This is a genomic window from Paraburkholderia sp. (genome assembly GCF_034668105.1).
Taxonomy (GTDB): domain Bacteria; phylum Pseudomonadota; class Gammaproteobacteria; order Burkholderiales; family Burkholderiaceae; genus Paraburkholderia.
The window spans coordinates 1-18,993 of record NZ_JAXDPY010000287.1; the positions used below are offsets into that span (position 1 = coordinate 1).

General features: G+C 62.2%; 16 protein-coding genes and 1 pseudogene. 4 read left to right on the forward strand and 13 right to left on the reverse strand.

The genetic code is table 11. The features are described 5' to 3' along the window. Positions 1-392 precede the first annotated feature (392 nt). Both QOC89_RS13280 and QOC89_RS13285 read left to right on the forward strand, forming a co-directional pair. Positions 393-1,796, forward strand: coding sequence for an OFA family MFS transporter (locus QOC89_RS13280; protein WP_323045431.1), 1,404 nt, complete (start codon positions 393-395; stop codon positions 1,794-1,796). 10 nt (positions 1,797-1,806) lie between these two features. Then, complete coding sequence (locus QOC89_RS13285) at positions 1,807-1,935, forward strand: MFS transporter small subunit (protein WP_074288242.1); 129 nt, start codon at positions 1,807-1,809, stop codon at positions 1,933-1,935. A 99-nt stretch (positions 1,936-2,034) separates the two neighbouring features. Here the strand turns inward: QOC89_RS13285 and QOC89_RS13290 are convergent, their stop codons facing one another. The 4 genes and pseudogenes from QOC89_RS13290 to QOC89_RS13305 all read right to left on the reverse strand — a co-directional run. Beyond that, entirely contained in the window at positions 2,035-4,656 is a 2,622-nt protein-coding gene (locus QOC89_RS13290; RefSeq protein WP_323045432.1) for a YadA-like family protein, read from the reverse strand. Positions 4,657-5,164: 508 nt separating this feature from the next. Next, entirely contained in the window at positions 5,165-6,376 is a 1,212-nt protein-coding gene (locus QOC89_RS13295; protein ID WP_323045433.1) for a sensor histidine kinase, read from the reverse strand. Between the two features lie 176 nt (positions 6,377-6,552). Continuing rightward, a complete protein-coding gene (locus QOC89_RS13300; RefSeq protein WP_323045434.1) occupies positions 6,553-6,978 on the reverse strand; it encodes a DUF3830 family protein in 426 nt (141 codons plus the stop codon). Positions 6,979-7,626: 648 nt separating this feature from the next. Next, positions 7,627-8,060, reverse strand: a pseudogene (locus QOC89_RS13305) (helix-turn-helix transcriptional regulator); the annotation flags it as partial. 163 nt (positions 8,061-8,223) lie between these two features. Here QOC89_RS13305 and QOC89_RS13310 point away from each other — a divergent pair. Then, positions 8,224-9,225: a helix-turn-helix transcriptional regulator gene (locus tag QOC89_RS13310; RefSeq protein WP_323045435.1), complete on the forward strand. Its 1,002-nt coding sequence runs from the start codon at positions 8,224-8,226 to the stop codon at positions 9,223-9,225. Positions 9,226-9,402: 177 nt separating this feature from the next. Here QOC89_RS13310 and QOC89_RS13315 read toward each other — a convergent pair whose 3' ends face one another. The 8 genes from QOC89_RS13315 to QOC89_RS13350 all read right to left on the reverse strand — a co-directional run bounded on the left by QOC89_RS13315 (position 9,403) and on the right by QOC89_RS13350 (position 17,542). Next, entirely contained in the window at positions 9,403-10,164 is a 762-nt protein-coding gene (locus tag QOC89_RS13315; protein WP_323045436.1) for an ABC transporter permease, read from the reverse strand. Continuing rightward, on the reverse strand, positions 10,161-11,087 hold the full coding sequence (locus QOC89_RS13320) for an ABC transporter ATP-binding protein (RefSeq protein WP_323045437.1): 927 nt from the start codon (positions 11,085-11,087) through the stop codon (positions 10,161-10,163). Before QOC89_RS13320 ends, QOC89_RS13315 begins: the two co-directional genes overlap by 4 nt. A gap of 284 nt (positions 11,088-11,371) precedes the next feature. Continuing rightward, a complete protein-coding gene (locus tag QOC89_RS13325; RefSeq protein WP_323045438.1) occupies positions 11,372-13,291 on the reverse strand; it encodes a response regulator in 1,920 nt (639 codons plus the stop codon). After that, the gene (locus tag QOC89_RS13330; RefSeq protein ID WP_323045439.1) at positions 13,288-14,667 is read right to left on the reverse strand and encodes a HAMP domain-containing sensor histidine kinase; all 1,380 of its coding nucleotides are present in this window, start codon (positions 14,665-14,667) and stop codon (positions 13,288-13,290) included. The genes QOC89_RS13325 and QOC89_RS13330 overlap by 4 nt, the downstream gene beginning before the upstream one ends. After that, on the reverse strand, positions 14,667-15,734 hold the full coding sequence (locus QOC89_RS13335) for an anti-sigma regulatory factor (RefSeq protein WP_323045440.1): 1,068 nt from the start codon (positions 15,732-15,734) through the stop codon (positions 14,667-14,669). Before QOC89_RS13335 ends, QOC89_RS13330 begins: the two co-directional genes overlap by 1 nt. Continuing rightward, positions 15,719-16,105 (reverse strand): anti-sigma regulatory factor, encoded by a 387-nt coding sequence (locus QOC89_RS13340; protein WP_323045444.1) that lies wholly within the window; start codon positions 16,103-16,105, stop codon positions 15,719-15,721. The genes QOC89_RS13335 and QOC89_RS13340 overlap by 16 nt, the downstream gene beginning before the upstream one ends. A 116-nt stretch (positions 16,106-16,221) precedes the next feature. After that, positions 16,222-16,581 (reverse strand): STAS domain-containing protein, encoded by a 360-nt coding sequence (locus tag QOC89_RS13345; protein ID WP_074288294.1) that lies wholly within the window; start codon positions 16,579-16,581, stop codon positions 16,222-16,224. 34 nt (positions 16,582-16,615) lie between these two features. Next, complete coding sequence (locus QOC89_RS13350) at positions 16,616-17,542, reverse strand: STAS domain-containing protein (RefSeq protein WP_323045441.1); 927 nt, start codon at positions 17,540-17,542, stop codon at positions 16,616-16,618. A gap of 627 nt (positions 17,543-18,169) precedes the next feature. On the opposite strand from QOC89_RS13350, the gene QOC89_RS13355 reads away from it, so the two are divergent. After that, positions 18,170-18,595: a hypothetical protein gene (locus QOC89_RS13355; RefSeq protein ID WP_323045442.1), complete on the forward strand. Its 426-nt coding sequence runs from the start codon at positions 18,170-18,172 to the stop codon at positions 18,593-18,595. Between the two features lie 114 nt (positions 18,596-18,709). Here the strand turns inward: QOC89_RS13355 and QOC89_RS13360 are convergent. Further along, the coding region (locus QOC89_RS13360) for a tannase/feruloyl esterase family alpha/beta hydrolase (protein ID WP_323045443.1) at positions 18,710-18,993 on the reverse strand (284 nt) is incomplete at its 5' end.

The window sequence follows — 18,993 nt, forward strand, 5'->3', positions numbered from 1 at the left end:
GCCGGCGTAGCGAATCGCTACTGCCGGCATTCTCTTCACACGCCCATCGCTTCGTATTCCCTGGCTTACGGGCTCGCCTTCTTACCGAGGCGGGCCCTTCTTGCGTCTAACTCCGGTAGTTCATTCCTGATAGCCGCGCTACATTGCCGCAATTCGGCAAATTACGGTGGGTTTTCACCAGGCTAAAACCTTATGTATTTGCATCTCATATTGCAAACGCCTAGTTCGCGCCCTATCGTTTGTCGCAGCGAGTCATATATCGAATTCGCACACGCCATATGAAATGAGAATGCATATATTGACGGCACGCGCGGCGACATTCTTTACGCCACGACATTAAAGCCTTGTGCATGAGGCGCCGATAACAAAAGCATTCGTCACGGAGACCGACCATGAGCAGTATCACCGAGCCGAACGGAAATTCAGGCTCCGCCCCATTCTTTTCCAAACAGGCCACCGTTGCGAAGCCGGGTTTTTCCCGCTGGATGGTCCCCCCCGCAGCCCTTGCCGTGCACCTCTGTATCGGCCAGGCGTACGCCTTCTCAGTGTTCAACGGTCCGCTCACCAAAGTCATCGGCATTACGCAATCCGCCGCTGACGACTGGTCGTTGACCTCACTCGGCTGGATCTTTTCGCTGGCGATCGTGTTCCTCGGTTTGTCGGCGGCATTTGCCGGCAAGTGGCTCGAACACGTCGGCCCGCGCCGCACGATGTTTACCGCGGCATGCTGCTTCGGCGGCGGCTTCCTGGTCTCCGCGCTCGGCGTGTACCTGCATCAGATCGCGCTGCTCTATCTCGGCTATGGCGTCATCGGCGGGATCGGACTCGGCCTCGGTTATGTGTCGCCGGTGTCGACCTTGATCCGCTGGTTCCCGGACCGCCGCGGCATGGCAACCGGCATGGCGATCATGGGCTTCGGCGGCGGCGCGATGATCGCCGCGCCTTTGTCGGTGGCGCTGATGAACCACTTCCGCAGCGCGACTAGCATCGGCGTGGCCGAAACCTTCATCGTGCTCGGCATTGCGTACTTCATCTCGATGTCGATCGGCGCACTCGCGATCCGCGTGCCGCCGGCAGACTGGAAGCCGGCCGGCTGGACGCCGCCCGCGACCAACCAGAAGAAGATGATTTCGCGCAATCACGTGCATATCGATCAGGCGTTGAAGACGCCGCAGTTCTATCTGATCTGGCTGGTGCTGTTCCTCAACGTGACGGCCGGCATCGGCATTCTCGGTCAGGCTTCGGTGATGATTCAGGAAAGCTTCAAGGACACCGTGACGGCTGCCGCGGCGGCCGGTTTCGTCGGTCTGCTGTCGCTGTTCAACATGGGTGGCCGTTTCGTGTGGGCCTCGGCTTCGGACTGGGTCGGCCGCAAGAACACTTACTTCATCTTCTTCGCGCTCGGCGCCCTGCTGTACTACCTCGTGCCCGGCTTCGCCGCATCCGGCCAGATCGCCCTGTTCGTGCTCGCCTACTGCGTGATCCTGTCGATGTACGGCGGCGGCTTCGCGACGGTGCCCGCGTATCTCGCGGACATGTTCGGTACGGCGTTCGTCGGCGGCATTCACGGCCGCTTGCTGACTGCCTGGGCCGCGGCGGGAGTCGCGGGTCCCGTGCTGGTGAATTACATCCGTGCCTATCAAGTCGCGCACGGCGTTGCCAAGGCGGATGCCTACACGATGACGATCCACATCATGGTGGTGCTGCTGGTGATCGGCTTTGTCTGCAACCTGCTCGTCAAGCGTGTCGACGACAAGCACCACATGACCGATGCACAACTCGCCAAAGGCGCCTAAGGAGACCCGTATGTCGACGATTCAAGCCGTTCATCCGACCAACAAGGTCAAACTCGCCGTGTTCTGGCTGTATGTGACGCTGCCGCTGGCATGGGGTGTGGTCAATACGCTCTCGCAAGCGATGAAGCTGTTCAAGTAAGCGTTGCACCGCACCCCGCACGATCGAACGTGCGGGGTGCGAGAAAAGCTTGACGACGCGCGCGCAAACCGCGCGCGTTCCCTCACCCTTCTTTGCCGGCTACCACTGGTACGCCGCACCGGCGCCGACTGTCGTCGTGGCAGAACTGATGCCCGCCCCGAGCTTCACTTTGAGGCTCTGCGTAACGCGTGCCGACAAGCCCACCGCCACTGCCTGATAGCCCTTATAGCCGGCTGTTCCGACACCGATCGCGAGGTTCTTGCCGGTATCGACCTCCGGAACCATGGTCAATGCGATAGCCGACGCCGTGCACGAATACGCGTTGCGCGCCATCTCGCTCATGCCGCCCTGGAACTGCTGCAAGTTGACGGCGTCGCTGGGCGCCTGTCCCGCCGCGACATTCGTGATGCGGCGTTCATTGCCCGCCGAACCGACCGATACCGTGTTCGACAGATCGGCAACCGAGCCCTCGCCGATCGCCACCGAGTTCGGCGCACTCGCCTTGGCGCCGCCGCCGATCGCCACAGAACCGTTGCCGATTGCCTGCGCCGCGTTGCCCGTGCTGTTGACGGCGACGAAAGCGTTGCCGGTGACCGCGTTGTTCTGGACCACCTGATTGATGTTGACAAGCTGCTGACCGAGGGTGCCGAGCTGCTGATTGGTGTTCCAGAGTTGCGCGCCGGTTACTGCGTCGGTGCTGGTGGCCGATAGGTCACCGTCCTTCAGATTGGTGAGCGTGACCTTCGGCGCGTTGGCTGCCGTGCCGCCGAGCGTGACCTTGTCGTGCGCGGAACTGTCGTACTGAACCGCATTCGCCACCGAACCGCTGATGTTGTTGATCGTGGTTTGCAGTCCGGCAATATCGCTGCTGTTCTGCGTCACACGGCCATCAAGATTGGTGATCGCGCTGCCGACGTTGTTCACGACCGTGCCGCCCACGCTGTACGACGGCGCGCTCACCGAGCCGTCCGGATTGACCGTCGAGCCGCCGCCGAGCGCCACCGCCGTGCTTGCCGCGTGCGTATAGAGTTGCGCACCGTTGATCGCATCGGCGCTCGCGGCGTTGACCGCGCCGGACGCCACGCCGCTCACCACCCGATTGCCCGCGAGGCCCGCCATGTTGATGAGCGCGCCGTCCGTCGTCGCGCCGACGTTGATGATGCGTGACACAGGATCTTGCGTGACGATGCCGATGCCGCCCGTCTCCATGTTCTGCTGCAAGGTGGTAAGCCCACTGTCGAGCGACCCGAGCGCATCGCCGACTGTAGTTTGCGTGCTGCCTTGCACGTGATACGTGGGACCCCTGAGCGAACCGTCGGCATTGATCTGCGCGCCGCCGCCGAGCGCGGCCACCATCGGCTTGAGCTGGCCGACGTTGGCTGCGGACGTATCCGTGGTACCCGCCGCGACGCCGGTCAGCTCGCGTGCACCTGCTGTGCCGGTGAAATCGATGCTGGTGCCGTCGGTGTCTTTCGCTACAGTGAGATTGCGCGACGTCTGATCCTGCTGGACAAGCCCGAGTTCGCCGTTCGTGATCTGATTGGTGATGTTGCTTACGTCCCCTTCTATTGTCGTGGTGCGCGCGTCGAGATTGGTGATCGTGGTGGTGTTGTCGGTAACGCGCTGATCGAGGTTGGTGATGCTGCTGGTGTTGGCGGCGATGTCGCTGGTGTTCTGCGTCACGGCCGCGTTCGTTGCGAACAGTTGTGAACCGTTCACGGCGTCGAGGCTGTCGGCGGAGAGCGCGGCGGCGCGCACGTTGGTGATTCGCACCGGCGTGCCGGTGCTGCCTAGTGTCACCGTGTCATGCGAAGTGGAGTCGTACTGGACTGCGTCGGCGCTCGCTGCTGCCGTGCTTGTCACCAAAGCGGACAAAGCCGCACCGACATCGCTGTAAGTCTGCCCCTTGATCGTGTACGCCGGCTTCCTGATCGTGCCGTCTGTATCGACTGTCGCGCCTCCACCGATGGACTCCAATGCGCCCTTCAGTTGCGAAACATTCACCACGTCGCCGTTCTGCGTACCGGCGGCCACATTGATGATTTGCCGGCTGAGGCCCGAATTCCCAATCGACAGGGCATTGGTCCGATCCGCTTTCGAGCCGGCGCCGAGCGCGATCCCGCCAGCGGCGCTGGCCGACGCGCCGGAGCCGATGGCGATCGTTTTAGCCGCATTGCTGGATGTCAAGGCACCGGTGCCCAGTGCAATCGAATCGTCGCCAAATGCGCTTGCGCGCGCCCCAAGGCCCAGCGTGTTGACACCTTCCGCGGCGGCCATATAGCCGATTGCCACGCCGTTATCCGCGTCGCTGCTGGTCGAAGCGCCGGCACCGATCACGGTGGCATTCACAGCCAATGCAGCAGCAGCCGAACCGACCGCCGTGGTGCCGTCGAGACTCGCCAGCGTCTTGGCACCGACCGCCAACGCGTTTGCGCCATTCGAAACAGCATTCGGGCCCACGGCCATCGCATTCACCTTCGAATTGTCCACCGACGTAGGCTCGCTGCCTTCCGTCAAGGTCGTGCTGACAGCGATGTATTGATCGATAGACCCCGCCGCACTCGCCGGCAGCGCCAACCCACCGAACAACCCCGCCCCCGCCGCCAGCAGCACGCCACTGGCGGATGCACTCTTCGCGCCACGGCGCTTCGCCACCTCCGATGCCGCGACGTATGTGCGGGTCGTTCTATTCCAAACGTTCTTGTAAGTCTTATTCAACATTCCTCCCAATCTTTTTATCGAATCGATTTACCAAGATTTTTCTTACGACATCCTAAATATCTAGCTCAAACGCTGAGAAACTTAAGAACGCAGCGCGCTTTCGGCTAACCGACAAACGCGACGCCGCTAGTGTGCCGCCAACCGGCAAGACGACTGCCATACATATGTAACTCAGGCCGACAAACTTAAGGATGCATCGCGCTTTCACCTGGCCGACAAACGCGACGCCCATAGTTTGCCGTTCGCCCACAGGATGGTGAAATACGAAAACTCCTAAAAGTTATTTTTTAGCTTGAATAAGTACAAACGACATACCCCGTTTAGGACACAAAGTGCCAAACGTCTTAAATGAAACGAGATACTTTTAGGCGGCGTTAGGAAACACTCTTAATGCTTCTCAAACCGGGAGAGTCGACATTGAGCTAACGGCGTGACAGCGCGCGCCGAAGGGGGATCGAACGGGAAAGATCAGCGGGCAGTCTGATACCGTTCGCCGCAATACACAGGACTAACTGTCGAGGCGCACCGGAAATGTAATCTCGAAGATCGTCCCCTCGCCTTCCTGCGAGTCGAAGCGGATCGCTCCGCCCAACACCTGGCACAGTTCCTTGACGATGGCCAGACCGAGACCGGCGCCGGGAATGTCGTCCGCGGTGGCGCGCTCGAATTCCTTGAACACACGCTCACGATCCGACGCGCGAATCCCCACGCCGGTATCCGACACCCGCAAACACCAGTGGTCGTGCTCAGCGGCGGAGATGGCCAGTTCAACCTGGCCCGCCCGGGTATATTTCGCGGCGTTGGTCAGCAGGTTGAGCGCGATTTGTTTGAGCTTCAGCCGGTTGGAGACCACGGTGTCCAGTTCACCGTCGAAGCTGGCCTCGAGGCGCAAGCCCTTCTCTTCGATCGCCGGTCGGCACGAGGCCACCAGTTCATCGAATAGTTCGCGCAATACAACGCGCTCAGTCGTCACCGGATCGGTATCGCCGAGCACGACCGAGTATTCGACCAGTTCGTCGACCAGCGTTTTCATGTCAGCCGCCTGGCGGTTCGCCAGTGCGAGTGCGGTTTCGATCTTCGCCGGCGCGCGGCCGATCAGCTGCAGCGCCATCGAAAACACATTGAGGAAGTTGCGCAGATCGTGCACGACACTCCTCGTGATCTGCATGCGCGACTCGTACAGATCGCCGACCAGCTTTTGCTTGAGCGTCAGCTCGTGATTGGCGCGTTCGATGTGCCCGGTGTAATCGTCGATCTTCCTGTCACGCTCGCTGACGACCTCGCGGATCGACGTCAGCGTGACGAAACTCACGGCTTCGTCGATAAAATGCCGGGCCCGCTCCTCATGACGCCGCGTGAACGACGGCCGCGCCTCGCTGAACTCGACGATCGCGCCGGTCAGCATCTGCCGGAACAGATCGAGTTCGCGCACCAGTTCGTCGATCTGGTAACCCTGCTTCCAGCGAAGTTTGCCGTGCAGACGCGCGTCGCGCTTGATCGCGGGCTCCAGTTCGTCGAGATCCTGGTGCTCCAGCACGCTGCAGATTTCGTCGAGAATGTTCGGGATGTGATCGGCGAGTTGTTCGTAGGTGAGCCGGCCGGATTCGGTCAACTCGACGTCATTGAACACCGCCTTCATCCAGCGTTCGGTCAGATCGACCTGTTGCGCGCGCAAATGCGCCGCAAAAGCAGCCAACGGAAGTAAGCGCGAATCCGTCATGTAGGGAACCTGGCGCCGCCTCGCGGCGCAGTAAATGTTTCGTGCCCTACCGGACGCGACGGGGGTAGACCGCGAATCGCGCCCAGGAGGCAGATCGTGGGGACTTGGGCAAGTCGCCACGGCGCCTCCAGTATGCTCGATTTGAGCAACAAAAATTAACCAGGGTTTGAGCCGTTTCAGATCTTCTCGAACAGCACCTCTTGTGCGCCTTCCCACAGCACCTTGGTGCCGAGTTCGCGCAGCTGTTCGCGGCCTTCGACGATGGTCAGAAAGTGATTGCCGGCCAGTTGGCCCAGCTTGCTTGCAAAGCAGCACGAACCGTAGGCGAGGATGATCTCCGTTTCGCTGTAACCGCCCGGATAGAACAGGATGTCGCCAACCGACGGGTGGCTCGTATGATTTTCGAACCCGACCGCGGCGCCGTCGTTTTCCAGTTTGAAGTCGCCAAGCGGCACCCAGCAGCCCTCGCCGCTCCAGCGTACGTGGATGATCTTCTGACGATACGGCAACAGCTTCAGGAAGGCGGCCACTGTTTGCGGCGCGTCGGGATGGGTTTCGGCGATAAAGACGTGGCCGCAGGAGGTGATTCGAAGTCGGGTCATCGCTGGATATCCGGTGTGACGGGTTGAGTTGAATGGTCGGTCGACGCCGGCTGGGGCCAAGCCGTAGGCGAAACATTCTGTCGTCCGGTGCAATGCTTCGACAGATACAATTGCGGCGCATCTGGTCAGGCCAGTTGAACCAGTGGCAGTCGGGAACGCGCGTCGCACTGGCTGCCGCCTGCCTCACGCGGCCTGCCGCCAGGTATCGCAACCCTAGCAGGCGCAATGGTCCCCCACGCATCCATACTGCACCACATATTGAACAAGACGGCCTGAAAAAGCGGTCGGAACAGCAGCAGGCCTGTGCATGCCAGGTCCATCACCAACCGCGCCACGAAAGTTCGTAGTTTGCAAGCCGCGCAATGCACAGCAAACTGCGAAAAATGCATGATCCCATTTCGGCAATTCATTAAGCTTTGCGCTGGATAACCTTCCGCGGCCAGCCTCGACATTCCTGTGCCGCGGCTACCAGGCATCCCCGCGCTGCACAGCATCGATGTCGGCGAATGCTCGCGTGCCCGCGGATGGCCCACTGCCACCACGCCACCGGACCTTGCAAGCCGGTAAGGCTGTATTTCGGGTAGCTCGTATGCCGGTAGCCCGGACGCCAGTAGCCCGGACGCCCGATCCAGCCGCGCAACCCGGCTCTCAGCCGCGCAGCCGGTAGGCAAGCGGCGTCACGCCGTAGTCCCGCTTGAACTGCACGGAGAAATGACTGGCATTCTCGAACCCAACTGCAATGGCGATTTGCAACACGGGCTGATCGGTGGCCCGCAGCAGCCTCGCGGCTTCCTCGAGTCGCAAGCGCGTGACGAACTGATGAGGCGTTTCACCGGTCTCGCGGCGGAATACCGGCCGCGCGAGTAATGTTGCAACAGATGAGCGGCGAGCGCGTGAACAAGCGCATCGACATAGAGCCGCGAGTCTGCTGGATCACCCGCGGCGCGGTGCAAGGCGCCAAGCGTCGCGGCGATCAATGGATCGTGAAATTGCATCGCATCGCCCAGCGACAGCTCGCGTGAGCCACCCAGCTCCATCTGGTCGGCAACGCTGTCGAGCAGGCGGCGCTCCAGGTGCACATGAGCAAACCCTGCCGCACCCGCGTCGCCGGTTAAGAGGTCATAGGCCAAGGTCAGCGCAAGATCTCAAAAATGATAGCAAGGAACCGGCTACCGTAATTTTTGGAAATAGCTAATCATTCAGGTTGTCGTCTTTCACGCGTTTCGACGCCGGAGCTACCGTTTCATGGAACACGAATGCGATACGCTGCCGCATTGGCTGACCGGTTCGCCGCAAGGCGAAGCCAGCCACGTGTCGGCGGCTTACAACTCCGCGGTTACCGCATCACCGGCTTACCCGGCCGGCACGCGGCAAACCGGGAAATCAGCCCACGCGGCTGAAGCATCCAGGGCATCCACCCGCACTGCATCAGGCATCGCGCCCGCAGGTTTCCTCACGCTGTTTACCGAGGAGGAAATCGGCACGCCCTCGCCCGCCGCGCGCCGCGCCACGCCGGTGATCAGTCCGCTGCTGCGGTTTGGCAGTGCGCAAGACCGCATCGAATTCGTGCGGCAGCGCATCAAACAACTCGGCTTCGACTCGTTCAGCTATTCAGCCACGCGCACCACAGCGCATCACAAGACGATGTTCGTGCTGACCAGCTACGAGTCGCAGACATGGCTCACGCGCTATTTCCGCGAGCGTTATTTCGAGCTCGACCCGCGCGTCGCACTGGCCTCGCCGACCGGCATGCCGTTCCTCTGGAACATCGCCGACATGCGCGCCGACCTGCCACGCGCGCAGATGCGCAGCGAGCGGCTCGGCGGCCTGATCGACATGCTCGAGGCCACCGGCCGCAAAAGCGGGATTCTCACGCGGATGCCGCTGCCCGAGCCGGAACTGAGCGCGAGCCTGTGCTTCAACTCGGAGATCGGCAACCCGCGCTGGATGACGGAATCGATCGTGGCCGAAACGCTGATGTTCGCGCACACGATCCACGAATTCATCTGGACGCACGCGAAGAGCGTGATCGGCATTGCGCCCCCGCAGCAACAGCGCGTCACGCTGAGCGAGCTGCAGCATGCTGTGTTGAAGGCGGTCGTGCAGGGACAGCGCGACAAGGAAATTGCTTACTTCCTCGGGCTGTCGCCGCATAACGTCGACTATCATTTGCGGCGTTTGCGGCAATTGTTCAATGTGCGCAATCGGGTGCAGTTGATCAATGTGGCGCAGGGGTATGTAACGTAGGCGCGGGATAAAAGCCTGTCTGCGGGCGGCTCGACGCGTGCGCCGAGCCGCCCGCGGACAGGCCGCCCCTCGGATTGAGCTCAAGTATCGCGGCTTGATGATCGCGCCGTGCCAGACGATAGCCGAGATAGCCGAGATAGCCGAGACGGCGAGCCCCAATGGGTTTGCGCAAAACCGTCAACTCTTGAGCCGGTACCCCGTCTTGAAGATCCACGCGACGATCACCAGAAACACCGCCAGAAACAGCGCCGTCATTCCGAGGCTGACAGCAACATCCACGTCGGCCAGGCCATAAAAACTCCAGCGAAATCCGCTGACCAGATAAACGATCGGATTAAACAGCGTGACGACCTTCCAGAACGGCGGCAGCATATTGACCGCATAGAAACTGCCGCCGAGGAACGTGAGCGGCGTAATGATCAGGAGCGGCACGAGTTGCAGTTTCTCGAAGCTATCCGCCCAGATGCCGATAATGAAACCGAGCAGACTGAACGTGACCGCCGTGAGCACCAGAAACAGAATCATCCAGAACGGGTGCTGCACTTGCAACGGCACGAACAGGCCGGCGGTAGCCAGAATGATCAGGCCGAGCAGAATCGACTTGGTGGCCGCTGCCCCCACATAACTCACGACGATCTCGAGATACGACACCGGGGCCGACAGCAGCTCGTAGATCGTGCCGGTGAAACGCGGAAAGTAAATCCCGAACGACGCATTCGAAATGCTTTGCGACAGCAATGACAGCATGATCAAACCCGGCACGATAAACGCGCCGTAACTGATGCCGTCCACTTCCTTGATGCGCGAACCGATCGCCGCGCCGAACACGACGAAGTAAAGGGATGTCGAGATCACCGGCGCGATGATGCTCTGCATCAGCGTGCGCCAGGTGCGCGCCATCTCGAACTTGTAGATCGCGCGAATTGCGTAAATATTCATTGGTTACCCCGGAGCAGACTGACGAAGATGTCTTCGAGCGAACTTTGCGTCGTATGCAGATCCCTGAAGCGGATGCCGGCATCGTCGAGCGCCTTGAGCAGCGCGATGATGTTGGTGCGTCCGCCGTCGCCCTCATACGTATAGATCAACTCGTTGCCGCCCTTGGCGACATCCAGCCCATAAGCACCCAGCGTTGGCGGCACCTGGGCGAGCGGACTTTCCAGTTGCAGCGTCAACTGCTTCTTGCCGAGTTTGCGCATCAACTCCGTTTTCTCTTCCACCAGCATGATCTCGCCCGCATTGATCACACCGATGCGGTCCGCCATCTCCTCGGCTTCGTCGATGTAGTGCGTGGTGAGAATGATCGTCACGCCGCTCGCGGCTAGCGAGCGCACCAGCTTCCACATGTCGCGACGCAATTCGACGTCCACACCCGCCGTGGGTTCGTCGAGAAACAGCACGCGTGGTTCGTGCGAGAGCGCCTTCGCGATCAACACACGGCGCTTCATGCCGCCCGACAGCGTAATGATCTTGCTATCGCGCTTCTCCCACAACGACAGATCCCGCAGCACCTTTTCGACGTAGGCCGGGCTGTTCGGCTTGCCGAACAGCCCGCGGCTGAACGAGACGGTCGCCCAGACGGTTTCGAACGAGTCGGTGGTGAGTTCCTGCGGCACGAGGCCGATCAACGAGCGCGCGCCGCGATAGTCGACCGCGATGTCGCGGCCGTCCACTGTCACGCTGCCTTCGCTCGCCTTGACGATCCCGCAGATGATGCTGATCAGGGTGGTTTTGCCCGCGCCGTTGGGCCCGAGCAACGCGAAGATTTCTCCGCGGTTGATTGCCAGATTGATGTTTTTGAGTGCATGAAAACCCGTGGCATAGGTTTTCGACAGATTCGTAACCGAGACGATTGGCTGCATGGATTCGACGATGGCAGACACCGATATTTGATTGGAAGGAAGCAGCGCGAATGCGCGACCGCACCCGCAATGTAAAGGAAAGTGCGAAAGCGTGCAGCACGCCTTCGAATTACGGCGAACCGGAATGCCTGACAAGGTCCTGGCTGAATCCCGCGCACAGCGCAGAAAAACATAAAGCCGGCTATTTCGCTGCAGTGCAAAATAGTTCGGCTTCCGTATTGATTTAGTGAAGGCCGGCGCCCTGGCGCGAACAGGTTCACGCCAGGGCGCCGAGCGACTATGGCTTAACTGTGCCCACCCGGAAAACGGCTGGCAATCACGCGCTGAATTTCGTCGGACGACACCGGCTTCACCAGATGATGATCGAAACCCGCTTCGTGCGTACGCTGGCGGTCGGCCGCCTGCCCATAACCGGTGACCGCAATCAGCAGCGCATTAGCCGTTGCCGCGCGCTTGCGCATTTCCTGCGCGAGTTGAAAGCCGTCCATGCCGGGCAAGCCGAGATCGAGCAGGACGATTTCAGGTTCGAACTGCGCGGCGATCTCGAGCGCATGCACGGCTTCATGCGCGATGCGCACGTCGTAGCCATCCGATTCGAGCAGGAGCGACATGGCTGTCGCGGCATCGACGCTATCGTCCACCAGCAGCAGGCGCAGCGCCGGACCCGCGCCTTGCGGCACGGTCACAGGCGCCGTGACGAGCGGATGGTTGGTTTGCGCGAGGCGCGTCAACGGCAGACACACGATGAATTCGCTGCCCTTTCCCGGGCCCGCAGAAAATGCCTCGATGGTGCCGCCATGCAACTCGACCAGCGTGCGCGCCAACGGCAAGCCGATGCCGAGGCCGCCCTCGGAACGTTCGAGCGAACTCTCGGACTGCACGAACAGGTCGAAGATATGCGCAATGGTGTCGGCCGCAATGCCGACGCCGTTATCGCGCACGGTGATCCGCACGTTGTCGCCCGACTCGCGAACGTCGATCAGAATCTCGCCGTCTTGCGGTGTGTACTTAGCCGCGTTCGAGAGAATATTGCCGAGCACCTGCGCGATCCGCACGCCGTCGCCGACGATAAAAAGCGGCTCGTCGGGCATCTCGGTCCTGAGCGAGTGGCCTTTCCTCGTGAGCGTGGGCGCGGCCGTTTCAATCGCCGCCTCGATGGCGGCGGCAAGGCCGACGATCTCCTGGCGCAGCGTGATCTTGCCTTGCGTGATCCGCGCCACGTCGAGCAGATCGTCGACGAGACGGCTCAAATGCTTGACCTGGCGGCCGATCACCGCGCGCATCGCATCGAAGTTCTGCGGCGAAGGCGAGCGGCTCGGATCGAGCAATTCGATGGCATTGCGGATCGGCGCCAACGGGTTGCGCAGTTCGTGCGCGAGCATCGCAAGGAACTCGTCCTTGCGGCGATCGGCGTCGCGCAGCACCATTTCATTGGCCTTGCGCTCCGAGATATCGTTGACGATACCGGCCAGACGGTAGATACGGTCGCGCCCGTCGCGCACCGGAAAACCGCGCTCGGCGACCCAACGGGTTTCGCCATCGGCGCGCACGATGCGGTATTCGACCTCATACGGAACGCCCGTTGCCAGCGCACTATAGGCGTTGCCGACCGCGGCTTCGTCGTCTGGATGAATCCGGCCCGCCCAGTGGCCCGCGCCAGGACGCGGCGCGAACGCCTCGTCGCCCCATAGCCGCCTATATGAGGGGCTCACGTACAGCAACTGGTCGGTGGACGGGTCGAGCATCCAGAACACGTCGTCGATATTTTCGGCCATCTGCCGAAAGCGCTCTTCGCTTTCAAGCAAGGCGCCTTCCGCGCGACGCACCCGCAACAGCGCGCGCACATGCGCGATCAGCTCGGCCGGTTCGATCGGCTCGGTCAGGTAGCTGTCGGCGCCGCCGTCGAGACCGCGAATCTTGTCGATGCTCTGCACGGCCGCCGCCGAGGTCTGCAGCACCAGAATGCCGGCCGTCTCAGGCGCCGCCTTGATCTGGCGACACACTTCGAAGCCGTTGATGTCCGGCAGCTTGACGTCGAGCAGCACAAGGTCGGGCAACGAGAGCCGCGCCCGTTCGATCGCCTCGGTGCCGTTGGCGGCCTCGATCACGACGAAGCCCGCACGCGACAGAATGCGACTCTTGGCGTACCTGGCGCCGTCGTTGTCGTCGACGTTCAATATCAGGGTGTGGGTCGCGTCGCTCATGGGAGATCGTTTTCCGTCGGCACATAAGCCTGGATGGTCGCGGTAAAGGTGGAGCCTTTGCCCAGTTCGCTTTGCAGCCCGACCGAGCCGCCCAGCAGCTTGCATAGCTTGCTGCACAGCGGCAGTCCGAGCCCCGTGCCCTTCACATAGGTCTGCAGGCGGTTTTCCACCTGCTCGAATTCCTCGAATACGCTTTGCTGATGCTCGGGCGCAATGCCGATGCCGGTATCGCTCACCGAGAAGGTCAGGCGCTGTTGAGCGGCGTCATAGTCGGCCCGCACCCGTACCTCGCCCCGTTCGGTGAACTTTAGCGCATTGGATATGAAATTGCGGAGAATCTGCGAGACCTTGCCTTCGTCGGCGAATACCGGCGGGATGTCGTCGCACGGATCGAACAGCAATTCGACACCGCTCGCCGGCAACAGCGGACGCAACATGCCACGCAACGCCGAAAACAGATTGGCGACTTCGAATTCGGCGGGCCGCAGTTCGATCTTGCCCGCCTCGATCTTCGCGATATCGAGCAGGTCGTCGACGGTTTCGGACAGTTCCTCCGCTGCTTTGCGGATGAAGCGCACCTGCTTGGCCTGCTCGTCGGTCAACTCGCCATCCGCGCGGTCCATCAGCAGCTTCGACAACGCGCGAATCGAATACAGCGGCGAGCGGAATTCGTGGCTCATGTTCGACAGAAAGCGCGATTTCGCTTCGTCGGCCCGCCGCAGGTGGTCGGCGCGCTCGTCCAGTTCGGCGTAGAGCGCGACCACGCCGCGGTTGGTGTCTTCAAGCTCGCGCGTGAGCCGGACCAGCTCTTCCTGACGTTCCCGCAAATCGCTCAGCGCGTTGACCAGCTCGCGGTTTTGGCGCTGGACTTCATCGAACGAACTTTGTGCGCCCGACGCCGCCGCGCCTTCGGCACGCGCGGCGGCGCTCGCCACGGCGGCGGCGGTGGGACGCGACGCCTGCTCCGGCAAGTGCTTGATCAAGGTGACGACGGCGTCGCCCGCGGCGTCTTCGAACCGGCACGCATCCATCAGACGCTGAGCCGCGAGCACGCCCATGACGCCGGCCGGTTCTTCGGCGTCGGCGGTGCGCGCGGCGCCGGCGGTCCGCCCGCGGAGGTGATCGAGCGTGGTTGCAGGCGCAACGAAACGGATCAGCAAGCTTTGCGGGCGGCTCGCTTCGTCGAGCAGAAATTCGGCGTGGCCGTGCGGCGTGGCGCTCAGCACCGTACGCGCGACTTCGAGCACCGCGGTGGCAATGCGGGTTTGATCGTGCGCGGTGAAGGCAAGCGCTTCGCCCAGTTCACGCGCGCGCCGGCGCGCGGCAACCACGGCGAACTCGCTGTCGATCGGCATCGCATGGAGTGTTTCGGCCATCACGGAGACTCTGCGTGAAGGGCACGCGCGACGAACACCGTGACGTCGTCGCGGCCACGCGCGAAGTCGCGATACAGCGTAGCGGCGACCAGGGTCGGGTGGCGCAGCGTGAGCCCCGGATAGCGGCTCAAATCCCAACGCGTGGCGAGACCGTCGGAGTGAACGATCAGCAGACCGTCTTGCGGCCAGTTGACCTGAAACTCCTGCGCCTTGCGCAATTGATGGCCGACGATGCCGGCGTGCGAGACCAGATGACGGTGACCGTACGGCGTCCAGACGCTCGCGGCGATATTGCCCACGCCGCAAAAACGCGCGACGCTGGGCGCGCCGTGCGCGGCGGCCTGCGTCGGGATACGCGCGACGCCGAGCGCGGCGCCGCGGGTGGGCCGCAGCGCTTCATGCGAGGCCACGACGATCTCCTCGACGCTCGACGGCCCGAGCCGGGCAAACGTGGCGGTCGCGGCAACGGCCGCGGAATGCGCCAGTCCGCCGTGGCCGAGTCCGTCGGCGACCATCACCGTGAATTCGCCCTCCGTGTAGCTGCACGTCCATGCGTCGCCGCATAACGTCTCGCCCTCCAACGGCAGATTGATCGCACCGTATTCAATCGGCCCGCGAAGCTCCGCGACCGCCGGGCCGGGCTCGGCCCAGACCACGAGGCGCAGCACCGTACCCAGGCCCGGGGCGCTCCAGATGTCGAGCTCGTCGGCGAGGCGTTGGATCGCGCCCATGCCGTTGCCGGAACTCCCGGCGGTTGTATAGCCGTCGACGAAACACGCGTGCAGATCGCGAATCCCCGGACCGCTGTCGATCGCGAGCAGCTCGATGCCGTAACGCGACGGCGACTCGCTGATCGGCCGCACCAGCAATTCGCCACGCTGCGCGTGCTTGAGCTGATTGGTCGCGCATTCGGTCACGATGATCGCCAGCCTGCCGATCACCGTTTCGCTGCAGCCAATGCTATGCGCCAACTCACTGATACCGCGGCGCGCGTACGAAACCTGGCTCGGATCGCCGATTTCGAAACGTTGTTGGGTCGCGCTCAACCCGTTCAGAACGGCTTCCATTTGGTCACTGAAATATGAGTACCCTCGCCTGGCGCCGAGCGGATTTCGAACTCGTCGCACAGTCGCTTCGCGCCGCCGAGCCCGAGGCCCAGACCATTGCCGCTGGTATAGCCGTCGGTCAGCGCTCTTTGAATGTCGGCGATGCCCGGTCCGTTGTCGACGAATTCGAGGCGCAAGCCGGTGCGCCCGTTACGCTGAACGATATAAAAGTGTACGTCGCCGCCCCCGCCGTACGTGAGCGTGTTGCGGGCGAGTTCACTCGCCGCGGTGACGAATTTCGTCTGATCGATTAACGACATGTCCAGCGCCTGGCTTTTTTCGCGCACGAAACGGCGTAAACGCACGATCTGTTCGTCCGAGCGGATCGGCATGATCTCATCGGGAGGCTGGCCGTCAGGACCAGCCGGACCACTCGGGGCGGACGCGTCGCCGTTACCCGTCATGGAGGAGAGAGGCACGCTGTCGCGCGGCCGGCCGGGAATGGCGCTCAAAGCGGTTCCGTACCGGTCAGCAACGCCATGCCCTTCTCGACGTTCAGCGCGGTGCGTACACCGGGCAGCGCCAGACCGAGTTCAACCAGCGTGATCGCGACGGACGGCTGCATGCCGACCACCACGGTTTCGGCGTCGAGCACGCGCGCCATCGCGGCCGTATCGCCGATCATCCGGCCAATGAACGAATCCACCACGTCGAGCGATGAAATATCGATCAGCACGCCCTTGGCGCGGTCTTTGACGATGCGGCTGGTCAGATCGTCCTGCAAGGTCATCGCAAGACGGTCGTGCATGTCTACCTGGATGGTGACAAGCAGCAGCTTGCCCATCCGCAAAATTGGAATGCGTTCCATCGTCGGGTCCGGTTGGTGGTCGCGTGAGCCGGCGTCAGTCGCCGGCGAACGGGTTGCCGCGCAATGCGCCAGGCGAACCGGAGAGACTTGGGGCCGCGGCACGGTGATCGCCGTTTGAGAGCGACCTGCCGGTGCGTTGCAGCGCGATGACGAACGCATCGGCAAGCGTGGCCTTGGTGATCACGTTCAACAGATTCACGCCCAGGTGAACGATGGTCTGCGCGATTTGCGGCCGGATTCCGCTGATGATGCAATCGGCGCCCATCAGCCGCGCGGCTGCCACGGTCTTGAGCAAATGTTGCGCGACGAGGGTATCCACCGTCGGCACGCCCGTGATGTCGATGATCGCGATCGCCGCGCCGGTCTCGACGATCTTCTGCAGCAGGCTTTCCATCACCACCTGCGTGCGCGCCGAGTCTAGCGTGCCGATCAGCGGCAGCGCGAGAATGCCTTCCCACAGTTGCACGACCGGCGTGGAGAGTTCCAGCAGTTCCTGCTGCTGACGCACGATCACCTGTTCACGGCTCGCCTGGAAAACTTCCGTGGTGTAGAGGCCAAGCGCGTCGAACAGGCTGCTGATGGTCCAGGTCAGTTCCACCAGCGTGGCGGGATCGTTCGCCAACTCGCTGCGCAAGCGGGCAAAGAGCGGTTCCTTCAACGAGAACACGAACATGGCGGTTTCAACCGGCGTGAAACCCTGCCGCGCGCGTTGCGTGGAGACTTCCGCGAGCAGGCCGCGCACGTCGTCCCACGCCGGTGCCTTGAAGTCGACGCGGTCGGACGCGCCAAGCGCGGCGCAGGTCAACGCGACGAACTGCACGAACTGGTTGCGCAATTGCGCTTCGGTCACACCGCCGCGGCGCGCGGCGATCGCGTATTGCTGGGCGACCCACTCGCCCAATAACTCGCTTTGCCGATCATTGAATAGTTGGGCGAGACGCGTTCCGCCGAGTGTTTCCATATAAGTTTCCCCAGTCGTTTACCAGCAGGCGGCGCGGGCGCCGGGCCGTATCCTTTTACTCGTGTTCAAACGTGCTGCCGATTTAGCGCATTGGACTCTAGCATGGGGTGGAACGCCTTAACAATGCTACTGCCCCGATTGGTATGCAAGCGCTATCGGTCGCGTCGCCAAGGCGTTGACGAGCGCTTTGAATCGGCTGCTTTTACACGAAACGGTGATCGCGCGGGATGGAGTCAGGTAACTATTGCCTGTCACTATGGACATCCTCGACGGCAAACGTTTGGCTCAAGTGCTGCGACAGGCCCCACTTCGATGAGGATGCCGACAGGGACGCCCGATCGTGGTCTGCGTCCTAGCCCTTCCCCGGGATCGGTCCTCATTACTTCGGATAACTACTGTTACACCGTGTCTTGCAGGGCGATGGCGGGAACACCTCATGCTCGACATTCACCCTACTGCTGCGGAGTCCCGCTCGATTGAAGCCAGCGACGGCGGTACGTTCCGGCACACGCCCCGCATTTCATCTCGATGCTCCGGCGAGCGCGAGGCACGCCGCTTGCGGCAGTTCATTCATGTGAGCGACATCCGCTTGCGTGACGTCAATCGAACTCTCTATGGAGGTGGACCATGAAACACATTACCAGGACGATTTTTGCTTCGGCTCTCGTGATGGCCCTGTCGGGCGGAGTTTATGCCCAGGCAGGCGGCGGAGCAGGCGGTGGCGGTGGTGCCGGCGGTGGTGCCGGCGGCGGCGCGGGCGGCGGCAATGGCATCGGGGCGGGCGGCGGCAATACCGGTGGCGCAGGCGGTGTCGCGACACCGGGTGTCAACACGGGCACGATGAAGAGCCCCAGCGATTCGGGCTACGGCTCGCCGGGTGCGACCGGCACCGGCGGAGGCATGGGCACGGGGACGGGTGCGTCGCCCAACAGCCCCTCGACGAACCGTTCGAATAGTGGCATGAAGAGCGGCACGAGCAATGGCATGAGCAACGGTACGCGAAGCGGCACGGGCAACGGCATGAGCAACGGTACGATGCAAAACGGTCAGTAGGCGCCCGTGCAATCGGGTGAGGGAAGCCACTTCAATCGGGGCGGCGGCGTTCGCATCATGCGCCGCCGCCCCTTTTTTCTGGAAAATTTTGATGAAAGCGCGCGAGCGTCGGCATCATGGTTCGGCACACGCGAAACTGCTGGCGAGATTCACATTGCCTTTACCGGTGTAGCGTGGAAACAGTGGGTAACGGCACAACGGACGCGAGCGTCCGTTGGTTGCCGCCGCGATATCCGTGGCGATCAACGTTTCGGGCGATACGCCACGCGTCACCCAGTTGTCGAGCACACCCAACAGATCCACCAATGGGATGAACACCCCGCTGCCGTGCTGAAAACCCGGCACCATATAGAGCCGCATGAACGCATTGACCTGGTCGGCGCCGAAGCGATCGATCA